Consider the following 20351-nt stretch of genomic DNA (forward strand, 5'->3'; position numbering starts at 1 on the left):
CTTCGACCATGCGATTACTACCGACGCATGGCGTAATAACCTAGACCACTATCAAGAATTCGTTATCATCGTTGCACTTGACTTGAAAATTGAGGCTCTAATTATAATAACATTAATTTGGAAGCCATAAGCAGCCAGTGCGGCCATGGTTAAGTGACTGAAACAAAAATTGAGGCTTGTCCTTGAGAATCACTATGATTCTGCTGACAAGCCTATTGAGTATGGACATTCCTATCGGTATCCTCTGAGTCTTTCACTCACGTTCGTGTACAGATCAGAGTAGTCGATGAGGCTTCCTTGATCTTTCAAGCTTGCGATAATCTTCGGCCAAATCTGAGTCAGCGCCTCATGTACTGGGTCGATTGGCGAAGCAGTGTTAAGCGGGTCGCCGTTCAAGTTCAGACGCGCATAGTTACTGGGCAGCGGCTTTGAGAATTGAGCACCGTTATACACCGGTCCATACACTTCACGGAGGACGGGCTGCATCTGCCGAGTGACCTCAGCGGCGTATTCTTGCAGCTGGCTGAGACGACGCGCGTCCGGCAGAGTGGAGCTGGATAAGGTCACCGAGAAACTGCCCTTGCCCGCGGTTTGGAACTGCGCCCGAACGACGTGTGGCCCGATGATGGTGAGATCTTGCAGGTAGTGGCCGGCGATCCAGATTGTGTCACGTTTTTTGTTGCTACTCAGCGGAAAGAAAAAGGTGGCAAAGTATGGAATGATGCGCTGCGGATGGCCATGAAGGCCCATCTGAGCATGCACCAGGCGTCTGGTTTCATTCACCTGGATGCGAAACAGCGAGATCCTTGCGCCCAAGTTTCGGGAGATTGCCTTAGTTGACTGGGTCGTGGCGTATGGACCGACCTCGGCGTCAATCGCAATGGTGCGGATATGTTGATGCGTGAATGGCATGATGAAAACAAGCGTCGGCATGAGTAGCAAGTCATCGCGAACCGGTAGTTGGTCAGCTGCCGCCTCCAGGTCTTGAGGCTGGAAGCTGGGCAAAGTGCCATCGACTTTTTCAATTTTCAACATTCTAAAGACCCCCAAAAAGAGTTCTCTGCAAGCTGCGTCTCGAACCGCCGTTCCCCCAGGCGAGCACATCATATCAGTACTGCTTACTTTTTGTCAACGAATTGAACTTATCAGGGGAACGTTATCTTAATAAACCAGTGGTGGGGGCAGAGTTCACAAAAATGGCGTGATTTCGCGATGAATCACGCCATTTTTTCGCAGCAATAGGGGGTATCCCATTCGCGGCCGGGAACTGTCCGGCGTTTTGGGGGACAAAGCGGCGCCATTGATCCACCGGCCTTTGTCCTTTGACCGATACTGCGTGTTCAAAATTAATTGGACACAATATACTAGTTCCATCATTAGCGCTAATGAAATCTGCTGCGCAAAGGCGCAAGGAGCTGCTAATGATGAAGAACGCGCAAACAGGTTTCACGCTGTATTTGGCCAACACGGGGGTCGTGCACGCCGCCGTGCGGAGAATGCAGGTGTGGCCTAGCCACCCTGACTACGATGATTTGGTGGAGGAGGGGATGCTCATCTATATTGCCTACTACCAGCGCTACCGTGATGCGGTGCGGACGAAGGCAGAACGGGTCAAGTTCAATAAGCTCGCTGGTCTTTTTGTCTACTACGGGCTGCTTAAGATCATTAACCGGGAGGAGCGGCGCCCAGCCGTGCACGAACGGAGTGCACGCAAGGAGCCGCCTGCAGAGACCGACCCGCAGGACGCGATTGTCCGGCAACTGGACGATAGTATAAACGAGGCGGTTATTAGCGAGTTGCGTAACCGGCTGAGCCCGCGCGAGCGCGAGGTGTTCGAGGCCATGTACGACCAGGCGCTGACCCGGGCGGAAACCATTGTCCTGCTGAGGCTGAGCCAGTCCAACCTGACTAATCTGCTGCGGCGGATTCACGCCAAGTACCAGAAGTTGAAGGCGGCGGACACGGAACTAACGTCGGAACGTTAGCCATTTTTCGACCGAGTGTGAACTTTTTTTAGGCAAGGGCTTTCTCTCTATGTAAGCCGCAAGAAACGGTCTTACGATTTCCCAGAGAAAGGAGGCAGACAAGATGGCAAAGAAAGTGGTACGGCAGCGGATCACGCTGACTTATGTGCAGCCTGACAATCCGAACTATCGGTCGACTCGCGCCTTTGGCAACATTCGCGCGGAAGCCACCGACGAGAACCTGATGAAGTTCGCCCAGCTGATCGGCAAGATCAACCCAGACGATGAGTTAGGCTCACTGCAGGTGGTGACCACGAGTGAAGTGGTCGACGAGGGTTAGTGATGGCCAATCTGAGAGAAAGGAGGAGGGCACATGTATCAGTTACTTCTGACCTACACCGGCAACGATAACCGGCAACACACGTTTAGTCTGAATAACTTGGCAGCAATTCCGGACCGGGCGTTTGCCGAGGAAATTTCGAAGGCCCTGCCAGGACTGGATCTGTTCGGCCTTAACGATACGATTTGGTACGAGACTTTGATCGAAGCTTCTGTCCGTTACACGCAAGAAGACGTGATGTTCAAGGCATCGGACATTCTGTAAAACGACAGGCATTTCCCAAAGCGAATGAATCCGTGAAATCTAACAACCGTGGCACTGACGAATCACGGTCGTTCGATGAACTGGGCGGCCCGAGCAATCGGGTCGCCTTTTTGCGTAGGCGCATAAAAAAGCACCTTGCCGCAAAGGCAGGGTGCTTGGCTTGCAAAAGCCGAGATTACTTGATTTCTTCTGGGACCATCTTGACAGGACGGGTACCCATCCAGCCGGAGATTTCCTTGAAGGTGTCGGTAATCGCCTGAGTACCAGGTGCCAGGAGCTTGCGAGGGTCGTAACCCTTGCCTTCCTGGTCCTTGTTGGCGAGGATGTATTCGCGAGTTGCTTTCGCGAAGGCCAACTGGCATTCAGTGTTGATGTTGAGCTTAGCGATCCCCATCGAGATGGCCTTTTCAACCTGGTCCTGAGGAATGCCTGAACCACCGTGAAGAACCAGTGGCAGGTCAACGGCGTCAGCGATTTCTTGCAGACGGTCGAAGTGCAGGCCCTTCCAGTTTGAAGGGTACTTGCCGTGAATGTTGCCGATGCCGGCAGCCATGAAGTCGATGCCAGTTGCGGCAAGGGTCTTGGCTTCTTCAACGGAAGCTAATTCGCCTTCGCCGATGACACCGTCTTCTTCACCGCCGATTGAACCAACTTCGGCCTCAACGGAAATGCCCTTGGCGTGAGCCAGCTTAACGATTTCCTTGGTCTTCTCAAGGTTCTCGTCGAATGGCAGGTCGTGGCCGTCGAACATAACGGAGTTGTAGCCGGCAGCAATAGCTTCCTTAGCAGCTTCGAAGTTACCGTGGTCCAAGTGAATAACAACTGGAACGGTGATGTTCATGGACTCAGCTTCAAGCTCGATCAGAGCCTTGCAAAGCTTGTAGCCGCCCATGTACTTAGCAGCCCCCATGGATGTTTGGATCAGGATCGGAACATTGAGCTCCTGAGCACCCTTCAAAAGGGCACGGGTCCATTCGAGGTTGTTGGTGTTGAACGCACCAATTGCGTAGTGACCTTTACGAGCAGCTTGGAACAATTCTGTGCCGCGTACAAATGGCATAAGTGTAATTCCTCCTATTTTTGAAAAACAAGATTTTTAACGCCTTAAGTGTAACATAGATTTTCACGCATGACGATTGTGTTTTACCGGAGCTTTCAGTGCAATCGACGGGAGCGCGCCGGACTTCACGGCTGACAAGGGTTTCGCAGATGAGACCCTTTTCATGGCGAACGGCCGGGTTAAACGGCTTAACAAGGACGTTTGCCGTGGTCGCTTGAAAGGTCTGTGAGGCTTTTGAAATCTTTTCGTTGACAGATGTAAACGACGTGCTATACTGAAATCAAGGTTTACAAATGTAGACGTAAGGAGCAAACAAGATGGACACAAAAATTGACGAAATCACGCCGAGCGAGTGGGACTTGATGCGCATCGTTTGGACCAAAGGCAAGGTGCAAACCGGCGAGCTGATCACACTGCTGCAGCGCAAGCGCGATTGGTCGGATTCCACCATTAAGACCCTGCTGGGCCGGCTGGTCAAGAAGGGCCTGCTGGCAACGACCAAGGACGGGCGCAAGTTTGTCTATCACGCCACGGTCGAGGAGGCCGAGGCGATGGACGAAACCGTCACAGAGCTGTTTGCCCATCTGTGCGCGATGAAAAAAGGCGCAACGCTCGCTGACCTGATTCAGAAGACACCGCTGACGGCAGCCGACATTAGCCGCCTTCAAGGCATTTTGGCGGAAAAGGCGAAGACGGCACCGGAAACTGTCCCGTGCGACTGCTTGCCGCCGGACCCTGCCGTTTCCGCCGATGACGCTGCTGACTGTGACTGCTAGGAGGGAACACCGTGAGTGAAACACTGAGAAATATTGAAAAGGCGAACCGCCAAGCGGCATCATCAGCACACCACAACGCCAAACACGCGGCTGAAGCGACTATGACCGATGTCCACAGCGTGGCGAACAAGCAAATGTCTGACCACACTGAGATGAAGATGGCCGACCATACTGACATGAACATGCGCGCCGATGCCGAGATGACCAACATGACCATGTCTGGCCACGGCGACCCGTCTAACCAGGACGCCATGGCAGGAATGGATATGTCTGATGGTGATATGGGTGACATGGATATGGACATGCCAGGCATGGGCCACATGAACATGGGCGCCTTCAAGCAGAAGTTCTGGCTGTCGCTGGTCGCGGCGATCCCGGTGTTCGTGCTGTCGCCGTTCATGGGTCTGCACCTGCCGTTCCATTTCACTTTTCCCGGCTCGGACTGGCTCGTGCTCGCACTGTCGACGTTCCTGTTCTTCTACGGCGGCCAGCCGTTTCTGAGCGGCGCCAAAGGCGAGCTCAAGGACAAGGCACCGGCGATGATGACGCTGATTGCGATGGGCATTTCGGTTGCCTATCTGTATAGTGTGTACGCGTTCGTGATGAACCACTTCATCGCGCCGAGCGGACACACGATGGACTTTTTCTGGGAGCTGGCCAGCCTGATCGTGATCATGCTGCTGGGTCACTGGATCGAAATGAACGCGGTGATGAACGCCGGTGACGTCATGTCGAAAATGGCGGCGCTGCTGCCAGGGTCCGCGCACGTACTGCAGGCGGATGGCACGACGCAAGACGTCGCGCTGGCCAAGCTGCAGGAAGGCGCCTCTGTCATCGTTCTAGCTGGGGAAAAAATTCCGGCTGACGGCGTCGTCCAGGCCGGGACCAGTGCCGTCAACGAGGCGCTGGTCACCGGTGAGGCCAAGGCCATTGAAAAGCACGTCGGCGACCAGGTCATCGGCGGGGCGGTCAACGGCAACGGGACGCTGACGGTGCAAATCACCGGGACAGGCGAGTCCGGCTACCTGGCGCAGGTGGCCAAGCTGGTCGCCGACGCCCAGGCCGACAAGTCGCGCGCCGAAACCATGGCCGATGTCGTGTCGCGCTACCTGTTTTACGCGGCGCTGCTGATTGGACTGATCGCGTTCTTCGCCTGGACTGGTATCGCGGGATTGGACACTGGGCTCAACCGGCTGGTGACGGTGCTGGTCATCGCCTGCCCGCACGCGCTGGGGCTGGCGATTCCACTGGTCGTGGCCCGTTCGACGAGTCTGGCCGCTGGCCGGGGCCTGTTGGTCCGCAACCGCCAGGCGCTGGAAACTGCCGGTAAAATCGACACGATGCTGATGGACAAGACCGGTACCCTGACTGAAGGCACGTTCAAGGTCAACGCGGTCCAATCCTTCACCGGCAGTGCTGACGAAAACCAGGTGCTGGGGCTGTTTGCCGCCCTGGAAGCCGGTTCCAGCCATCCGTTGGCTACCGGGATCCTGGCTGAAGCCAAGGCGCGCGGCATCAAGGCGCCGGCCGCCGAAGATGTGCAGACGCTGCAAGGCGTCGGGCTGCAAGGTACGGTCGACGGCACCGAATATGCCATCGTCACCGCCAACTACTTGAGCGAGCACGGTATCGGCTACGACCTGGCTGCGTTTGACAAGCTCGCCTCGGCCGGCAATTCGATTTCATTTTTGCTGGCAGGGCAGACGGTGCTTGGCCTGATCGCGCAGGGGGATGAAATTAAGCCGGATGCGCAGACGCTGATCGACGGGCTGCGCGCGCAGGGCATCGAACCCGTGATGCTGACCGGGGACAACCAGGCGGCTGCGGCTGTCGTGGCGCACCGCCTGGGGGACATTCAGGTTCACGCCGAGCTGAAGCCGGAAGACAAGGCCAAAATCGTGCGGCAGTATCAGAGTCAGGGCCACCGGGTCGCAATGGTGGGCGACGGCGTGAACGATGCGCCAGCGCTGGCCCGCGCGGAGATTGGGATCGCGATTGGTGCCGGCACGGATGTCGCCATCGATTCGGCCGATGTTGTGCTGGTCAAGAGCGATCCGCAGGACATTTTGACGTTCCTGCACCTGGGCCGCGTGACGACCCGCAAGATGATTCAGAATCTCTGGTGGGGCGCCGGTTACAACATTTTGGCGCTGCCCCTGGCGGCCGGTGTCTTGGCTGGAATCGGCATCATTTTGAGCCCAGCCGTCGGCGCGCTGATCATGTCCGCATCCACGGTGATCGTGGCGCTGAACGCGATGAGCCTGAAACTTTAATTTGAACGAGTTGAGATCCGGCGCGGCCAAGCGGTCCGCCGGATTTTTTGTGTTTCTATGCGATAAGATATATGAGTAAACGGTTTCAAAAAAGTCTTGATTTTTCCGTTTGTTCAGGTAGACTGTAAGGCTACGAAAGGAGGCCGCGTATGCAACCGCTGAAGATTGGGATTCTCAACGTGATGCACGACAAGCCTGAGACGAACGCGCGCTTTACGAACGTGTTGACCCATTCGGGCCGGCCAGTTGCGCTACATTTCTACTATCCGACCACGCATTACCCTGGTGGCGTGCCGGCTGACGTCAGCCGTATTCTGGCGCCGCTGGACCTGACGGCGGCCGCGGAGATGGATGGTTTCATCATCACTGGGGCGCCCATCGAGCGGTTCGCCTTTGACGACGTGACCTACATCGCCGAAGCGCGGGCACTGATGGACGTGCTGGCGGCGCACCGCGTCAGCCAGCTGTATCTTTGTTGGGGCGGCATGGCGGCACTGGACCATTTTTACGGCATTCGAAAGCACATGTTGCCGCACAAGCTGTTCGGCGTCTACCGGCAGCGGATACTGGCGCCGTCGAGCCTGCTGCAGGGGCTCCCCGAGGGCTTTTACGCGGCGCACGCGCGGTACGCCGAAATGGATCGCGCACAGATCGAAGCAGACCCACGGCTGCGCTTGGAGGCCACGACGACAGATGGCGCCTTATTTTTGGCCGGCAACCGGCAGGCCCGGCAGACCTTCATGTTTGCCCACCTGGAGTACGGGCAAAAAGGCCTGCTGCACGAGTACCAGCGGGAAATTGCGGCGCACCCGGACCGCTTTTACCGCAAGCCCGAGCATTATTTCACCGACCCCGCCAGGATGAGCGGGCCGCAGTTCAAGTGGGAAGAGACGCAGCACATCTTTTTCGATCAGTGGCTCGCGCGCGTGGCAGATGAACAACGAGAAAAGGAGATTAGCTTATGATTGCAAACAATATTACGGAATTGATTGGCAAGACCCCAATGGTCAAGCTGAACCACGTGGTGCCCGCCGGCGCCGCGGACGTTTACGTCAAGCTGGAATTCTTCAACCCCGGCGGCTCCGTCAAGGACCGCATCGGGCTGTCCATGATTGAGGCCGCCGAGCAAAGCGGCGCGCTGAAGCTTGGCGGCACCCTCATCGAGGCGACGTCGGGCAACACTGGCATCGGCCTGTCGATGGTCGCCGCCGCCAAGGGCTACCACATGATCATTGTGATGCCTGAGAGCATGAGCGTTGAGCGCCGTGCGCTGATCCAAGGCTACGGCACCGAGCTGATCCTGACCCCGGGTGCCGATGGCATGCCAGGGGCGATCAAGAAGGCCAAGGCGCTGGCCCAGGAGCACGGCTATTTCATGCCGAGCCAGTTCGACAACCCAGCGAACCCGGACATTCACGAGAAAACGACCGGTGAGGAGATCATCGCGGACTTCGGCGGCAAGACGCCGGATGCGTTTGTGGCCGGGGTTGGCACCGGCGGGACGCTGACCGGAGTCGGGCGGGCCCTGAAAAAGGCCAACCCGGCCGTGCAGATCTACGCGCTGGAGGCGGCCGAAAGTCCGGTGCTCAAGGAAGGTCACGGCGGCAAGCACAAGATTCAAGGCATTTCCGCTGGATTTGTGCCGAAAGTCTTGGACACCAACTTGTACCAGGATGTCGTGGAGGTCACCTCTGACCAAGCCTTTGCCATGGCGAAGCAGGTCAGCCGCGAGGAAGGGTTCCTGCCTGGGATCTCCGCTGGCGCCAACATCTTTGGCGCCATTGAGCTGGCCAAGAAGCTCGGCACCGGCAAGACGGTGGTCACCGTGGCCCCAGACAACGGCGAGCGGTACCTGTCGACGGATTTGTTCAAGTTCTGATCAGAGACGGTCAAGTCAGGCGAGATTGCCTGGCTTTTTTTATCCGCGAACAAAAATGTCATGTCACCCCCTCTGCAATCGTTTTCGGGGTATACTACCGAAAAGAGGAGCGTGATGGGGATGAAAGGGGAACACCTGCCTGCGCAGATCAAAACGGTCTGGCGCACGAAAGCGTTGATCGACGGGGCCATTTGGCTGGCAATCACGATTTTTCTGCTGGTCGCTTGGCGATTGTGGCACTGGCCTTGGTGGCCGGCTGCCATAACAGGCGCGGCGGCTATTTTGCACGCCGGGATCCACCTGGTGCTGATCCCGTACCGGTACCAGTTTTGGCGCTACCTGATCACGCCGACTGCGGTGTATTTGCGCAGCGGGTACATCTTTCGTTCGGAAAAGGCGGTGCCGATCAGCCGGATCCAAAACGTGACGCTGGAGTCGGGCCCCATTATGCAGTGGCAGGGGCTTCAGGAGGTCCAGGTGCAAACCGCATCGACGACTGATTCAATCGCCGGGGTGACGCAGGACGTGGCGGCCGCGCTGCGGGACCGGATCATGCAGCTGGCTCAGGAGGCACGCGATGAAGGATGAACGCCTGCCGCTGGCCGCACTGATTCTGATGACCGGCCAAGGACTTTACAGCAGCCTCATTTATGTGATTGGGCTGGTAGTCATCGGGTTTAATGACCGGGACGATGGCGGCTGGATCGTGTGGATTTTAGTCGGCTGTGGGTTGCTGCTGGTGGTCGCCAGCACCGTGGTGCGCTACTTGCGGTTCACCTATCGCCTGGCGGACTCGCAGGTGGTGATCAAGTCCGGTCTGTTTGTCCGCAAAACGCGCCACATTCCCTACGCGAAGATCCAGACCCTGCGCCACCAGCAGTGGTTTTTTCTCAAGCCCTTCGACCTCGAAAGCCTGGTGATCGAGACCTCCAGTCAAAACGGCAAGGAAGGCGAGGCGCAGCTTTACGCCGTGGCGCCGGCAGTGGGTGCGGAAATCGAGGCCCGACGCAAAATGGCGCGCCGTGGCGAGCCGGCCGCACCGCTGGCAGCTGATGCGGCTGACGCGAGCAGCGTCGCCCAGGCGCAGTTAGCTGGGGAGACGCCGGCTGCCGGATTTGAGGCCGAATCGCCGACCGCGCGCTACACGATTTCCACTCATGACCTGAACCTGTACGCCTTGACGTCTCTGGGGTTTATCCCGATTTTGACCGGGGCGCTGTGGCTCTGGGACAAGTTTGACGACATCGTCCCCAAGGATTGGGAGCACAACCTTGACCGCTACATGGCGCAGCTGGCCGCCGCGGCCTTGCTGGCGCTCATCGTGTTTGCGCTGATTATTGGCATTCTGATTTCCTACCTGCGCCTGCTGCAAAAATACTACCAGTTCACCCTGACGCAAAATGGCGACACGTTGACGGCGGCGCGCGGCCTGCTGAAGCGCACCCAGGTCAGCACGCGGCTGCGCCAACTGCAGGCGGTGCGCTTTTCGCAGACGGTGGTGCGCCAGTGGTTTCACCTGACGACGGTGCAGGGGCTGATCGCCTCGAACGCCTCGGACGATGAGACCAGTAACGCAATGGTCCTGATGCCGGTGGTCAAGGAGGACCAGGCGCTGGCCACCATGCGCCGCTTCATCACGTGGCTGCCGGCGGCGGTGCCGGCGCTTCAGCCGGTTTTGCGCAAGCGGTACTGGTACTACATCCGCAACGCTGTGCTGACCGGTGTGGGGCTGGCCGTGGGCATTTCGCTCGCCATTTATTTCTGGCGGGCGCGCTGGCTGCCCATCGCGCTAGGACTGAGCCTGGCCTGGCTCGTGTTTACCGCGCTTCAAGGGGCGTACGCCGCCCGCAGCGCCGGCGTGAAAATCATCTCGCCGGACTTGCTGGTCCTGCAAAAGGGCGGGTGGTGGCGCCGGCAGCGGTTCTTTGTGCGCCGCGAAAACATTCAGTCGCTTGAGGTCAACACCAGCTACTGGCTGGCCAAAAAGCAGGTCGCCCACGTGGTGATCAACGTGCGCGAAGGGGACGACAACGAGAACATCGAGGTCAGCTACCTGGAACAGTCTGTTGCCGACGCTGTGCGCGCCTGGTACCGGCCGGAAGATTTTCAGGGTGGCGACCTGATTTAGAGCGACACATGCAAATAGGCATCTCGGCGCGGGCCGGGATGCCTATTTTTGCGGTTTGGCGGTGGTTACTTGGCCAACTTAGCGGCGTCGATGATCGACTTCAGGTAGCCATCGGTGTCGGCGAAGGTCGCGCCGGAGACCACGTCGGTGATGTCACTCTTCTTGGTCTTGCCGTCTAACTCTTTAGTTGCGGCTTCGAGCTGCGCGATGGTTTTGCCCTTGGCGAAGTCGTTGATGGCGTCGGCGTTTTCCTGCCAAGTGTGGGTCGCCTTGGCTTCCTTTTTCATCAGACTGGAGTAGGCGTCGTCGTTGGCGCGCTTGGAGCCGAGGACGGTGCCGGCCTTGGTGGTCTTACCAAAGTCGCTGTCGGAGTTCGGCACGCCGCCGAAGTCGCTGCTTGGCACGTACTGGAACTCGTCGACGAAGGTGTCGGCAATCTTGTCGCCCTGCATCGCGACGGTCACGATGGCAAAGGACTGCTTGCCGTGAGGGGCAGCGAGGGTCTGGCCGGTGGTGACGTTGTTATCGGTCGTTTCGATCCCGGTGGAGACCATGCCGGTTGTCGCGGCGTCGTAAATCGCCTGCAGGTAGCCCTTGGTGTCCACAAAGGTCGCGCCGGACACGACGTCGCTGACCTTCTTGGTAGCGCCCACGTCGCCGACTGCGGTCTTCACCTCGTCAATGGTCTTACCCTTGACGAAGGATTCGATGGCATTCGCGTTTTCCTGCCAGGTGTGGGTCGCCTTGGCTTCCTTTTTCATTAACGCGGAGTAAGGCTTGCTATTTTGGTATTTGGCGATCAGGATCTGGCCCTTGGGGAAGCCCTTGCCGAAGTCTGAATCCCCGTTCGGAACGGCGGTCCAGTCCGCACTTTTGGCGACGTACTGGAACTCATCGATTTTCGCGTCGACGATGGTGTCCCCATTCAGCGTCACGGTGACGGCGGCAAATGACTGCTTGCCGTGCGGTGCGGCGTACAGCTGGCGCATGACCAGCGTCCCTTTGCCGGGGACGGTGGCATCTTTAACGGCGCCGGTGCTGATCTTCACCTTGGCCGCTTTGGGCGCGGTCTTGGCACTGGAGCTCTTGCTGCTGCTATCCGAGGAACTGCTGCTGTTGCCGCACGCGGCGAGACTCAGCGTCATCAAAATGGTGGCACCGATAATCGTGATCTTCTTCATAAAAAGTCCTCCCTATAAAAACGCTTTCATGGATTATGTGAAGTGTATCACAGTGAACCCGGTTCACACCAGCAGAATATTCAACGGGTGAATCATTTGGCGGCCGGCGGCTAAAAAAATGCCTCATCCACGCGTGCAGCATGGGTGAGGCGTCGCCAAGTTGGCTAGATCATCTTATTCAAAAATAGGTTGAGTTCATCGAACACATCATCAAGGTAACCCTTGGCGTGACGGCTGCCGACCACGGTGCGCAGGGTGAACGGTACTTGCGCACGGCTCAGGGCCTCACCCATTTGGAACAGGCCGCTGGTCGGGACGAACTCGTTCAGCGAATTGGCCAGGTACAGCGGGCCGGTTTTGGCAGTGACCCGCGGTGCCGGTGAGGCCTTTGCATAGTCGGCCGGCGCGATGTAGTTCGTCATGAACCACTTGTAAAAGGGGTCGTTGGGCCCGTCCTGATTAATGGTCGCGCTGGCCCGCTGGTTGAAGTCGCTAGTGTCGCCTTCCGCCGCGTCGACGTCCTGGTGTTGGCTCAGCCAGTTGCCAATGTCCAGAATGCCGGAAAGGGAAATGGCGGGCACGCCGTACTTAATGGCAAGCTCGACGGCCATATTGCCACCGGCGGAGCTGCCGACTGCGGCCAAGTGATGTTTATCAAACGGCAGCTGCGCGGTTTTCACCCAGGTCATCAGCGTCTCCATGTCAGCTTGAGCGGCCGGGTAGTGGAAGGCCGGGGCGATGCGGTAGTTCGGGACCAGCACCTCGTACTGGCGCGCCGCCCAGCGCTCGGCCCAGTCCTCGTCTTTGGCCTTGTCGCCGCGGAACCAGCCCCCGCCGTGGATCTGAATGATCCCGCCGCGCGCCACCCCGTCCGGGCCGTAAATATCCAGGGTCAGGTGATTGGCCGCGTCGTAAACGACATCATGTTTGATTTGCATGGTACCACCTCCAGGGTCAGCTTAACCGGGTTGGCGGCGAAGTTCAAAAGATTTGACTTGCTGCGTTCAACAATCGCCACCGCTTGACAGCCTCATCCCATTTCGTATGATAACCTCAAGGAGGCGGGGGTTATGCAAGACGAAACGATTGCGGTGATGGCGGACGTGCACGGCAACCAGACGGCGCTGGCCGCCGTGCTGGCCGATGCGAACAAGCACGCCGCCACGCAGTACTGGTTTCTGGGCGATCTGTTCTTGCCCGGCCCGGCGGACGTGGGGCTGATCCAACTGCTCCAGGCCGTCCATCCTGAGGTGTGGCTGAACGGCAACTGGGAGCTGGACATGTACGCAATCATGGCCGGCCGCTTTCACCTGGATAATCCGGGGGATGTCTACGTGGCGCGGCTGGTCGAATACGCCTGCCAGCACGTGAGCGCCGCGCAGTGGCGGATGCTTCAAGGCCACCCGATCGCCGGCGAGCGCACGGTCAACGGCCTTAAAATCGGTGTGGCGCACAATCAGCGCACGCGTCCCGGCGGCCGTGACTTGTATCCGACCCAGCCGCAGGACCATTTTGACCAGTTCCTGACGGCGGATCAGGATCTCGCTGTCTACGGGCACACGCACCAGCAGCTGATGCGCCAGACGTCGGCCGGCCAGCTCGTGGTCAATCCCGGTGCGGTCGGGCAGCCGTACTCGCCGTGGCACAAGTTCTTCGCCGACCAGCGGGCGCATTACGCGCTGCTGCACATCGACCGCCTGGGCCGCGTGGACGTGGCGTTCCGCAAGGTCGATTACGACATCCAAAAGGAGATCCAGCGCGCCATTCAGCAGCACGTGCCGTATCCTGAGTTGTATCGCCACCTGCGCGAAACTGGGGAGACGTCGACGCATGACCTGCCGCTGCTGCGCCGGGTCAACGCCGAGCACGGTTACGTTGAGCAAGTCGCCAAGTTTTTCCACAAATAACGCAAACAGCGCTCGCCATCCGTTACGGATGACGGGCGCTGCAGTGTCTAAACCTTGCTGTAGTAGCCAAAGAAATCGTAGCTCATGTCGACTTTCAGCCCGTGAAAGTTCGAAGTGAACTGCCAGGTGCCAACACTATCCACGCCGGGCTGGTCGGCCTGGTAGCGGGCGATCCACAGGTTGAGCTTCACCAGCTTGGCCAGGTTCACGCGGTGGTACCAGATCCAGCTGGCACTGGTGTACAGGTCCACTTTCGGGTAGCCGGCCTGCTTGAGCGTGGTGATGAACGCCGCCACGCGGGCAGTCGTGTCGCCTTTGATGCTGGCGTCTTCCAAGTCCAGCGCCATCACGCTGGTGTGGTTGAGGCCGCGCAGCTTGGCGGTGGCGGCGAAGTGGCGCGCCTCGGCCTTGGCCTGGTCGACGGTTTGGAACCTGGCGTAGTGGTAACCATGGACATGCATGCCCGCGGCCCAGGCGTTTTTGATCTGCGCTGGGGCCTTGGGGTTGCGGTAGGTTGTGCCTTCCGACAGCTTGACGATCACCGCCTTGGCGCCGGCCTTTTTCAGCGATTGGAAAAAGGCGGCGGTGTCCGGGTTCCAGGAGGAGACATCAGCGACTAGTTCAGCCATTGAGTTCACTTCCCAACTTGCCGACGGCGGCGATCTCCTTGGTCAGCTTGGTGACCTCTTCGATCAGCACATCGAGGCGGTGCTCCACGCGGGTGATCAGCAGGTACGCGATCACGACGCCGCTGGCTTGATTGATTAGGTAATTGGTGAGTTGTGCATCCATTTTTTCTCCTTGGGTGGCACTGACTTAAAGTTAGTATCTCATGTTTAACAAAAAATGCCAACCGTTTTGGCTGGCATTTACGTAATTGACATAAACCTTTTTGCACAAGGCTGCCGCTCAGGCTTTTGGGAAAAACTTCAAAGCGGCAGGGCGTGCGTTAGTCCAGCTCCGATGCCGCGGCGGCTTGGTGCTGGCGGACAAAGTGGATCGTCAGGCCAATCGCCAGGCCAACCAGCGCAGGCGCGACCCAGCCCAAACCGAGGCTGGAAAACGGCAGGTAGGCGTCGCGGAAATGCGTGATGGCAAGGCCGAAGCCGCTTTTTGAGATCACGGCAGGGAACGAGGCAACCATGTCCATCAAGGCCGGCACCACGGTGAACGCGACCACGAAGCCGTAAACGACCGGGTCGCGGTGGAACAGGTGCGAGGCGACGGACAGGCCAATGAGCACCATCGCCAGCGGGTACAGGAACATCAGCATCGGCGTTGACCACTGAATGATGGTGTCGAGGCCGAAGTTGGCGGTCAAAAAGGACGCAAAGCTCATCATCGCCAGCCAGGCGCGGTAGCTGACCTTCGGAAAATGCTTGTGGAAGTCCTGTGCGAAGGCTGCGACCAGCCCCACCGCGGTGGTCAGGCAGGTCAGCGTCAGCATCGCGGCCAGCAGCGCGTGGCCGGCGGCGCCAAAGTAGTAGGTGACAATTTGGTTGAACGCCGTGCCGCCTTCGGAGCTGACGGCGAAGTGATTGACGGACATCGCGCCCAGGCCGATCAGCAGGAGGTAAACCAAACCGATGGCGGCGGTGGCCAGGACCCCAGCCTTGGCCGTGAACTTGGCAACGTCGCCGTCTTTTTTCAGGCCAAGGCCGCGCACCGCGGTGACGACGGTGACGCCAAAGGCCAGCCCTGCCAGCGCGTCCATCGTGTTGTAGCCCTGCAGGAAGCCGTTCAGGAAGCCGGCGGACTTGTAATCAGCTGTCACGGCCGCCGCGCCAACGCTGCCCATGCGGTTCAGGTAGCCGGCGAAGAACAGGACGAACAGCAGGACCAGAAAAGTCGGGTTCAGCACCTTACCGATGGCGCTGGTGATCTTGGTTTCCTTGTAGGACAGCAGGAATGCGGCCACGAAGAACAGCGCGGAGAAGACCAGCAGGCCGCCTTGGGCCGCCGCTTTTGGCAGCATCGGCGCAACGCCGGTGGTGAAGGCAACGGTCGCGGTGCGCGGCGTGCCGAACAGCGGGCCGATGGTCGCGTGAATCAGGATCATGAAGGCAAGGGCGAACCACTTGCCAAGCGGCAGGCCGACGTCATAGACCCCCTTGGCGTGGGTGGCGGAAATGGCAAGCACCGACAGCAGCGGCAGGACCACCGCGGTCACCAAGAAGCCCAGCGCGGCCGGCAGCCAGTTGGCCCCGGCGAGCTGGCCGAGGTGGAGCGGGAAAATCAGGTTGCCGGCGCCGAAGAACAGGCCGAACAGCATTGAGGCGACCACCACATAGTCGCGCGTTTTTAATTTTGGTTCAGTTAGTGAGTCCATCAACATTCCTCCTGCGCTAATGCGCTTGCCATGAGAAAAAGAAAAAGCACCCCGATCTCCAACTGGAGATCAAGGGTGCTTTTGCACGTTACCACCTTGAGTACGCGAAACTGTCGCCAGCTTCGCCTCGACATGTACGGCCCGAAGGCGATACACGGCCACTGTAATGGGTGGCAGCCATGACCCGTTACTCTTGGTTCGGGGCCCTGCTCGAAAGGGATATTCACCAACTGTCGCCATGCTTCCTTGCACCTCACGAAGCTCGCTGAATGACAACTGTTGATTACTGGTCTTTCTCATTGCAATTTGATTTGTTGAAAATGAGTATACGGTTAGATTGAGGAACCGTCAAGCCTTATCGGCCAGAAAAGTTTCAGCTGATGAACTTGAACTTGCTCCACGGCTTGATGAAGTCCAGCAGCATCAGCTCTTCCGGCGCAATCGTCCCAATTTTATTTTTCCGCGGCTCTTTGTGTGGCTGGAGGACGATTTGCAGCTCGTTTTTGTAAATGCCGAAGCCGTCGTTGCCGACCAGCACGTCGCCGCGCTGGAACTCCTGCTCGTTATCGTGCGGGGCGTTCGGCACCGCCTTGTAGGTGACTCGCGGCTGGGTCGAACGGATCACGTTGGGGTTGATGTCGCCGCGGCGGAAGTGCTGCGGGGTCAGCGCCACGGTTTTCTCAATGTCATTGACGTCCTTGACGAAATCAATGTGGAACTGGACCTGGTAGCGGTTGATCTGGCTGAGCCGTTTCAGTTCGTCCTCGCTGGCGTAGGCGTTGCCGATCAGCACGTCATCGATCAGGCCCGAAGCCCACAGGTGCTTGGCCTGAACTTCGATGGGCAGGCGCCGGTCGGCTTCCAAAGTCGGCAGGCCGTCGTTGACGTTCCACGGGCCCATGTTCCCGACCTGGCTGGCGACAAACGCGGCAGAGTGAATATTGAACTGGCGGAAGCGCTTGGAGCAGGCCTCAAAGAAGTCGTACGGCAAGGCCGTGCCGACTTGCGGGTAGAAGTTGTGGCAGCCGTAAAGGTAAGGCGTGTTGGCCTGGTAGCTGATGATGTTGTTGAGGTAGTCGACGTTATTGGACATGTTCAGCTCGATGATCAGGCCATACGGGTTGTATGAAAGCAGGGCCTCCGTCGCGCCGTCAAAGCCCTGGTCCAGCCGAATGCCGTCGACGTGCAGGTCGGCGAAGAACTTGAGGTCGGAGTAGGAGATCCCCAGCTGGTCAAAAATGCGCGGGGACACGTCGATGATGGTTTGGTAGCCGAGCTGCTTGGCCACGTCGACGATTTTTTGATACTTCGCCTTGGTTTCGTCTACTGAATTGCCGGCCTCCAGCATGCTCATGAACAGGCGGGTGAAGCCGTACTTCTTGCCGAGTTCCAGATAGGCCTTGTTCTTCTCGAAATCACTGTGATCCGGGTAAATCGAAAGGCCGAGTTGCCGCATTGTCAAAATACATTCCTCCGAATATAAGGCTGCGTAGGGTCTGCGCTTTTAGCCTGATTAAGGCACTCAGGCGTTGCAGACCCGGATCGTGACTATGCTTCTTTTTCTTGCCACCGGTGCCAGAACAGCACCCCGCGCGAGTTGTTGGTCGTGACCACCCGGGCTTGAATTGGGTAGCGCGCGCGGATGGTTTCGATCAGGGTGTGCCGGAAGCTTTCATTATGAACCAGCACCGATCCGGACAGTGCCAGCTTGAGCGGGGTCGGCTCAGCGTAGCGGTTCAGCAGGACTAAGACTTCCTGGGCGAGCGCCCGGGCCGATTCCGTGATCACGCGCTGGGCTGCTTCGTTACCATCATCAGCCGCGGCTGCCACCTTGGCCGCAAAGGCGGCAAGGTGCGCGCGATCCAGCTGGTAAAAGCGGCGCACGGCGGACGGCATCGAGTTGGCCTCAAGCAGCGCCTCGCAAAGCGTGATCAGGGGACTGCCCTCGCCGCGGTCATGGGCCGCCAGCGCTTTTTTCATCGCCAAAGCGAAGATCTGGTAGGCCGAACCGGTGTCGCCAAGCAGCTGCCCCCAGCCGCCAACGCGCAGGAACTGGCCGTTTTGCCGGCCGTACGTGATTGAGCCGGTGCCGGCAATCACCAGCGTGCCATCAGCGCCTTCCAGCCCATTCAGCAGCGCCAGTTCAGCGTCGTTGATCACGGCGGTGGGGATGCCGAGGTCCTTTTCCAGCTGAGCCGCCACGCTGGCGCCGTTGCCTGTGGTTGCGACCCCGGCGATTCCTGCCAGGATCTGCGTGCAGTGCTGGTCGGATAGATCTGCGGCCAGGTGTTTGATCACGCGCTGCAAGTTGCGCATCGTGCCTGGACCGTCCAGCAGGATGTTGCCAGGCCCGGCGGTGGTTTGGGCCAGCTGGTTGCCACTGTCATCCCAGGCGGTGGCGACAATGTGCGTGCCGCCGCTGTCGATACCGATTTGATACGTCATGGTGCTGCCTCCCTGTCTGGAATTGTGCGGGTTGATTACCCTTACATCTTAGCAACGTGAAATATTTTTTCAAGGTTTTATTGAATTATTTGGTTTTTTGTTTTATAAAGGGAACGAGTAAAGAAGAAAGGACCTGATCAAAATGGCCTTGATCACATTAACGCGGGCGTCGCAGCGCCTGCAAAACCAGATGCGGACCACCGTGGTGCTGCCGGATCAGTTGCCAAGCCAGCCGCTGCGCACACTGTGGCTGTTTCACGGCCTGGGCGATGACGGCTCCGGCTGGCAGCGCAAAACGGCCATTGAACCGCTGGCAGTGCGCGATAACGTGGCGGTTATCATGCCGGAAATGGACCGCAGCTTCTATCAAAACGAGGCGGCCGGGGCGCCGTACTTCGATTATCTCACGAAGGAGCTGATCCCGACCATGCGGCAGCTCTTGCCGCTGGACGCCACCGCCGCTAACAATTACGTGGCCGGGAATTCCATGGGTGGTTTCGGTGCCATGATGCTGGCCGCAGCGCACCCGGACTGGTTCAGTGCGGTGGCCGCGATCTCCCCGGTGGTCGATCTCGCCGTGGTGCCGAGCATCATGCCGGACTACCGGCGCGTCTTTGGCGAAAAGGTGCCGACGGATCTGCTGCGGCAGACGCTGAAGGCCGCAGATCAGCAAGCGCTTGGGCGGCTGCGGTGGTACCACACCATCGGGGATGCCGACTTCATGAAGCAGGTCAACGATGACTTCAACGACTTTTTGACGCAGGACCTGAGCCTGCCGGTCACGTACCAGACTGGGCCGGGTGAGCATGACTGGTTCTTCTGGACCCGGGCACTGGTGCAGGCCTGGACCTGGCTATTTGATTCGAGTAAGGAGCTTAACAATGGAAAACACAACTGAGGCGCGTAATCCCGCGACCACGCACATTGACGTCATGAGCACGGCAGACATTTTGAAAACCATCAACCAGCAGGACCAGCAGGTGCCCAAGGTCATTGCCGCCCCTGAGGTGATGACCCCGTTGACGCAAATCGTCGACCAGGTCGTGGCCAGTTTTCGCCAGGGGGGGCGCCTGTTTTACATCGGGGCCGGGACTTCCGGCCGGCTGGGGGTACTCGACGCGGCGGAGTGTGTGCCGACGTTCGGGGTTTCCCCCGAGATGGTGCAGGGGCTGATCGCCGGCGGCAAGCGGGCCATGACCGAGGCCGTGGAAGGCGCTGAGGACAGTCAAGAAGGCGGCGCGGCCGACCTCAAGGCGCATGCGTTAAGCGCCAAGGACTTTGTTGTTGGCCTGGCCGCCTCGGGCCGCACGCCGTACGTGATTGGCGGGCTCGATTACGCCAAAAGTGTCGGTGCCGGCACGGCCGCCTTGTCCTGCAACCACGGCGCCGCCATTTCGGCCCATGCCGACCTGGTGATCGAAGCGGTTGTCGGCCCGGAAGTCGTCACCGGGTCCACGCGCATGAAGGCCGGCACCGTGGAGAAACTGCTGCTGAACATGCTCTCCACGACTGCCATGATCAAGTTGGGCAAGGTCTACGGCAACTTGATGGTCGACGTGAAGCCGACCAACATCAAGCTGGTCGACCGGGCCAAGCGCATTATCATGGCGGCCACGGGCGTTGATTTTGCCACGGCGGCAAAGTACTACGAAGCGGCTGAGCACGAGCCGAAAGTGGCCATTGTCATGATTGACGCGGACACAGATTTAGCCAACGCGAAGGCGGCCCTGAAGCAAAGCGACGGGTTTATCGCCAAAGCCCTGAAAATCCTGAAATAGTTTTTCATGAAATGTGAGGAAAACTGA

Annotated in this window: 21 protein-coding genes; 12 read left to right on the forward strand and 9 right to left on the reverse strand. The window is 58.7% G+C overall.

What is annotated here, in order from left to right; all coding sequences use genetic code 11:
• Positions 1-231: 231 nt before the first annotated feature.
• A complete protein-coding gene (locus FC75_RS08515) occupies positions 232-1035 on the reverse strand; it encodes a competence protein ComK (RefSeq protein ID WP_056989644.1) in 804 nt (267 codons plus the stop codon).
• 389 nt (positions 1036-1424) lie between these two features.
• On the opposite strand from FC75_RS08515, the gene FC75_RS08520 reads away from it, so the two are divergent.
• From FC75_RS08520 to FC75_RS08530, 3 genes are all read left to right on the forward strand, one after another.
• A complete protein-coding gene (locus FC75_RS08520; RefSeq protein WP_054665801.1) occupies positions 1425-1985 on the forward strand; it encodes a sigma-70 RNA polymerase sigma factor region 4 domain-containing protein in 561 nt (186 codons plus the stop codon).
• 103 nt (positions 1986-2088) lie between these two features.
• Complete coding sequence (locus FC75_RS08525; RefSeq protein ID WP_054665804.1) at positions 2089-2304, forward strand: DUF1659 domain-containing protein; 216 nt, start codon at positions 2089-2091, stop codon at positions 2302-2304.
• Positions 2305-2337: 33 nt separating this feature from the next.
• Positions 2338-2568: a hypothetical protein gene (locus FC75_RS08530; RefSeq protein ID WP_056989645.1), complete on the forward strand. Its 231-nt coding sequence runs from the start codon at positions 2338-2340 to the stop codon at positions 2566-2568.
• Positions 2569-2743: 175 nt separating this feature from the next.
• On the opposite strand, the gene fba is transcribed toward FC75_RS08530, so the two are convergent.
• Positions 2744-3628 (reverse strand): class II fructose-1,6-bisphosphate aldolase, encoded by an 885-nt coding sequence (gene fba / locus FC75_RS08535; RefSeq protein WP_054665807.1) that lies wholly within the window; start codon positions 3626-3628, stop codon positions 2744-2746.
• A 317-nt stretch (positions 3629-3945) separates the two neighbouring features.
• On the opposite strand from fba, the gene FC75_RS08540 reads away from it, so the two are divergent.
• The 6 genes from FC75_RS08540 (at position 3946) to FC75_RS08565 (ending at position 10684) form a co-directional block, all read left to right on the forward strand.
• Positions 3946-4404, forward strand: coding sequence for a CopY/TcrY family copper transport repressor (locus tag FC75_RS08540; protein WP_056989646.1), 459 nt, complete (start codon positions 3946-3948; stop codon positions 4402-4404).
• 101 nt (positions 4405-4505) lie between these two features.
• Positions 4506-6677, forward strand: a complete 2172-nt coding sequence (locus tag FC75_RS08545) for a heavy metal translocating P-type ATPase (protein WP_082623132.1) — start codon at positions 4506-4508, stop codon at positions 6675-6677.
• A gap of 149 nt (positions 6678-6826) precedes the next feature.
• Positions 6827-7642 (forward strand): homoserine O-acetyltransferase/O-succinyltransferase family protein, encoded by an 816-nt coding sequence (locus FC75_RS08550; RefSeq protein ID WP_056989647.1) that lies wholly within the window; start codon positions 6827-6829, stop codon positions 7640-7642.
• Entirely contained in the window at positions 7639-8556 is a 918-nt protein-coding gene (gene cysK, locus FC75_RS08555; RefSeq protein WP_056989648.1) for a cysteine synthase A, read from the forward strand. Before FC75_RS08550 ends, cysK begins: the two co-directional genes overlap by 4 nt.
• 114 nt (positions 8557-8670) lie before the next feature.
• Positions 8671-9144 carry a PH domain-containing protein gene (locus FC75_RS08560; RefSeq protein WP_054665814.1) on the forward strand — a complete coding sequence of 158 codons (474 nt, stop codon included), beginning with the start codon at positions 8671-8673 and terminating at the stop codon, positions 9142-9144.
• Positions 9134-10684, forward strand: a complete 1551-nt coding sequence (locus tag FC75_RS08565) for a PH domain-containing protein (RefSeq protein WP_056989649.1) — start codon at positions 9134-9136, stop codon at positions 10682-10684. Before FC75_RS08560 ends, FC75_RS08565 begins: the two co-directional genes overlap by 11 nt.
• Positions 10685-10749: 65 nt before the next feature.
• Here the strand turns inward: FC75_RS08565 and FC75_RS08570 are convergent, their stop codons facing one another.
• Both FC75_RS08570 and FC75_RS08575 read right to left on the reverse strand, forming a co-directional pair.
• Positions 10750-11865, reverse strand: coding sequence for a hypothetical protein (locus FC75_RS08570; protein WP_056989650.1), 1116 nt, complete (start codon positions 11863-11865; stop codon positions 10750-10752).
• A 164-nt stretch (positions 11866-12029) separates the two neighbouring features.
• Positions 12030-12803 (reverse strand): alpha/beta hydrolase fold domain-containing protein, encoded by a 774-nt coding sequence (locus tag FC75_RS08575; RefSeq protein WP_056989651.1) that lies wholly within the window; start codon positions 12801-12803, stop codon positions 12030-12032.
• A 132-nt stretch (positions 12804-12935) separates the two neighbouring features.
• Here FC75_RS08575 and FC75_RS08580 point away from each other — a divergent pair, with 132 nt between their 5' ends.
• Positions 12936-13772, forward strand: a complete 837-nt coding sequence (locus tag FC75_RS08580) for a metallophosphoesterase family protein (RefSeq protein WP_056989652.1) — start codon at positions 12936-12938, stop codon at positions 13770-13772.
• Positions 13773-13819: 47 nt separating this feature from the next.
• Here the strand turns inward: FC75_RS08580 and FC75_RS08585 are convergent, their stop codons facing one another.
• The 5 genes from FC75_RS08585 to FC75_RS08605 form a co-directional block, all read right to left on the reverse strand.
• Positions 13820-14401, reverse strand: coding sequence for a GH25 family lysozyme (locus FC75_RS08585; RefSeq protein WP_056989653.1), 582 nt, complete (start codon positions 14399-14401; stop codon positions 13820-13822).
• Complete coding sequence (locus FC75_RS13010; protein WP_225350801.1) at positions 14394-14564, reverse strand: YvrJ family protein; 171 nt, start codon at positions 14562-14564, stop codon at positions 14394-14396. The genes FC75_RS08585 and FC75_RS13010 overlap by 8 nt, the downstream gene beginning before the upstream one ends.
• Positions 14565-14721: 157 nt before the next feature.
• Positions 14722-16101: a branched-chain amino acid transport system II carrier protein gene (brnQ, locus tag FC75_RS08590; RefSeq protein ID WP_056989654.1), complete on the reverse strand. Its 1380-nt coding sequence runs from the start codon at positions 16099-16101 to the stop codon at positions 14722-14724.
• Between the two features lie 373 nt (positions 16102-16474).
• Complete coding sequence (locus tag FC75_RS08600) at positions 16475-17563, reverse strand: DUF871 domain-containing protein (protein WP_054664457.1); 1089 nt, start codon at positions 17561-17563, stop codon at positions 16475-16477.
• A gap of 86 nt (positions 17564-17649) precedes the next feature.
• Complete coding sequence (locus FC75_RS08605) at positions 17650-18546, reverse strand: N-acetylglucosamine kinase (protein WP_056989655.1); 897 nt, start codon at positions 18544-18546, stop codon at positions 17650-17652.
• A 142-nt stretch (positions 18547-18688) separates the two neighbouring features.
• Between FC75_RS08605 and FC75_RS08610 the strand changes: the two genes are divergently transcribed.
• On the forward strand, positions 18689-19444 hold the full coding sequence (locus FC75_RS08610; RefSeq protein WP_054664449.1) for an alpha/beta hydrolase: 756 nt from the start codon (positions 18689-18691) through the stop codon (positions 19442-19444).
• Complete coding sequence (gene murQ, locus FC75_RS08615) at positions 19428-20324, forward strand: N-acetylmuramic acid 6-phosphate etherase (RefSeq protein WP_056989656.1); 897 nt, start codon at positions 19428-19430, stop codon at positions 20322-20324. The genes FC75_RS08610 and murQ overlap by 17 nt, the downstream gene beginning before the upstream one ends.
• Positions 20325-20351 lie beyond the last annotated feature (27 nt).

Source organism: Lacticaseibacillus camelliae DSM 22697 = JCM 13995, from assembly GCF_001436615.1.
GTDB lineage: Bacteria > Bacillota > Bacilli > Lactobacillales > Lactobacillaceae > Lacticaseibacillus > Lacticaseibacillus camelliae.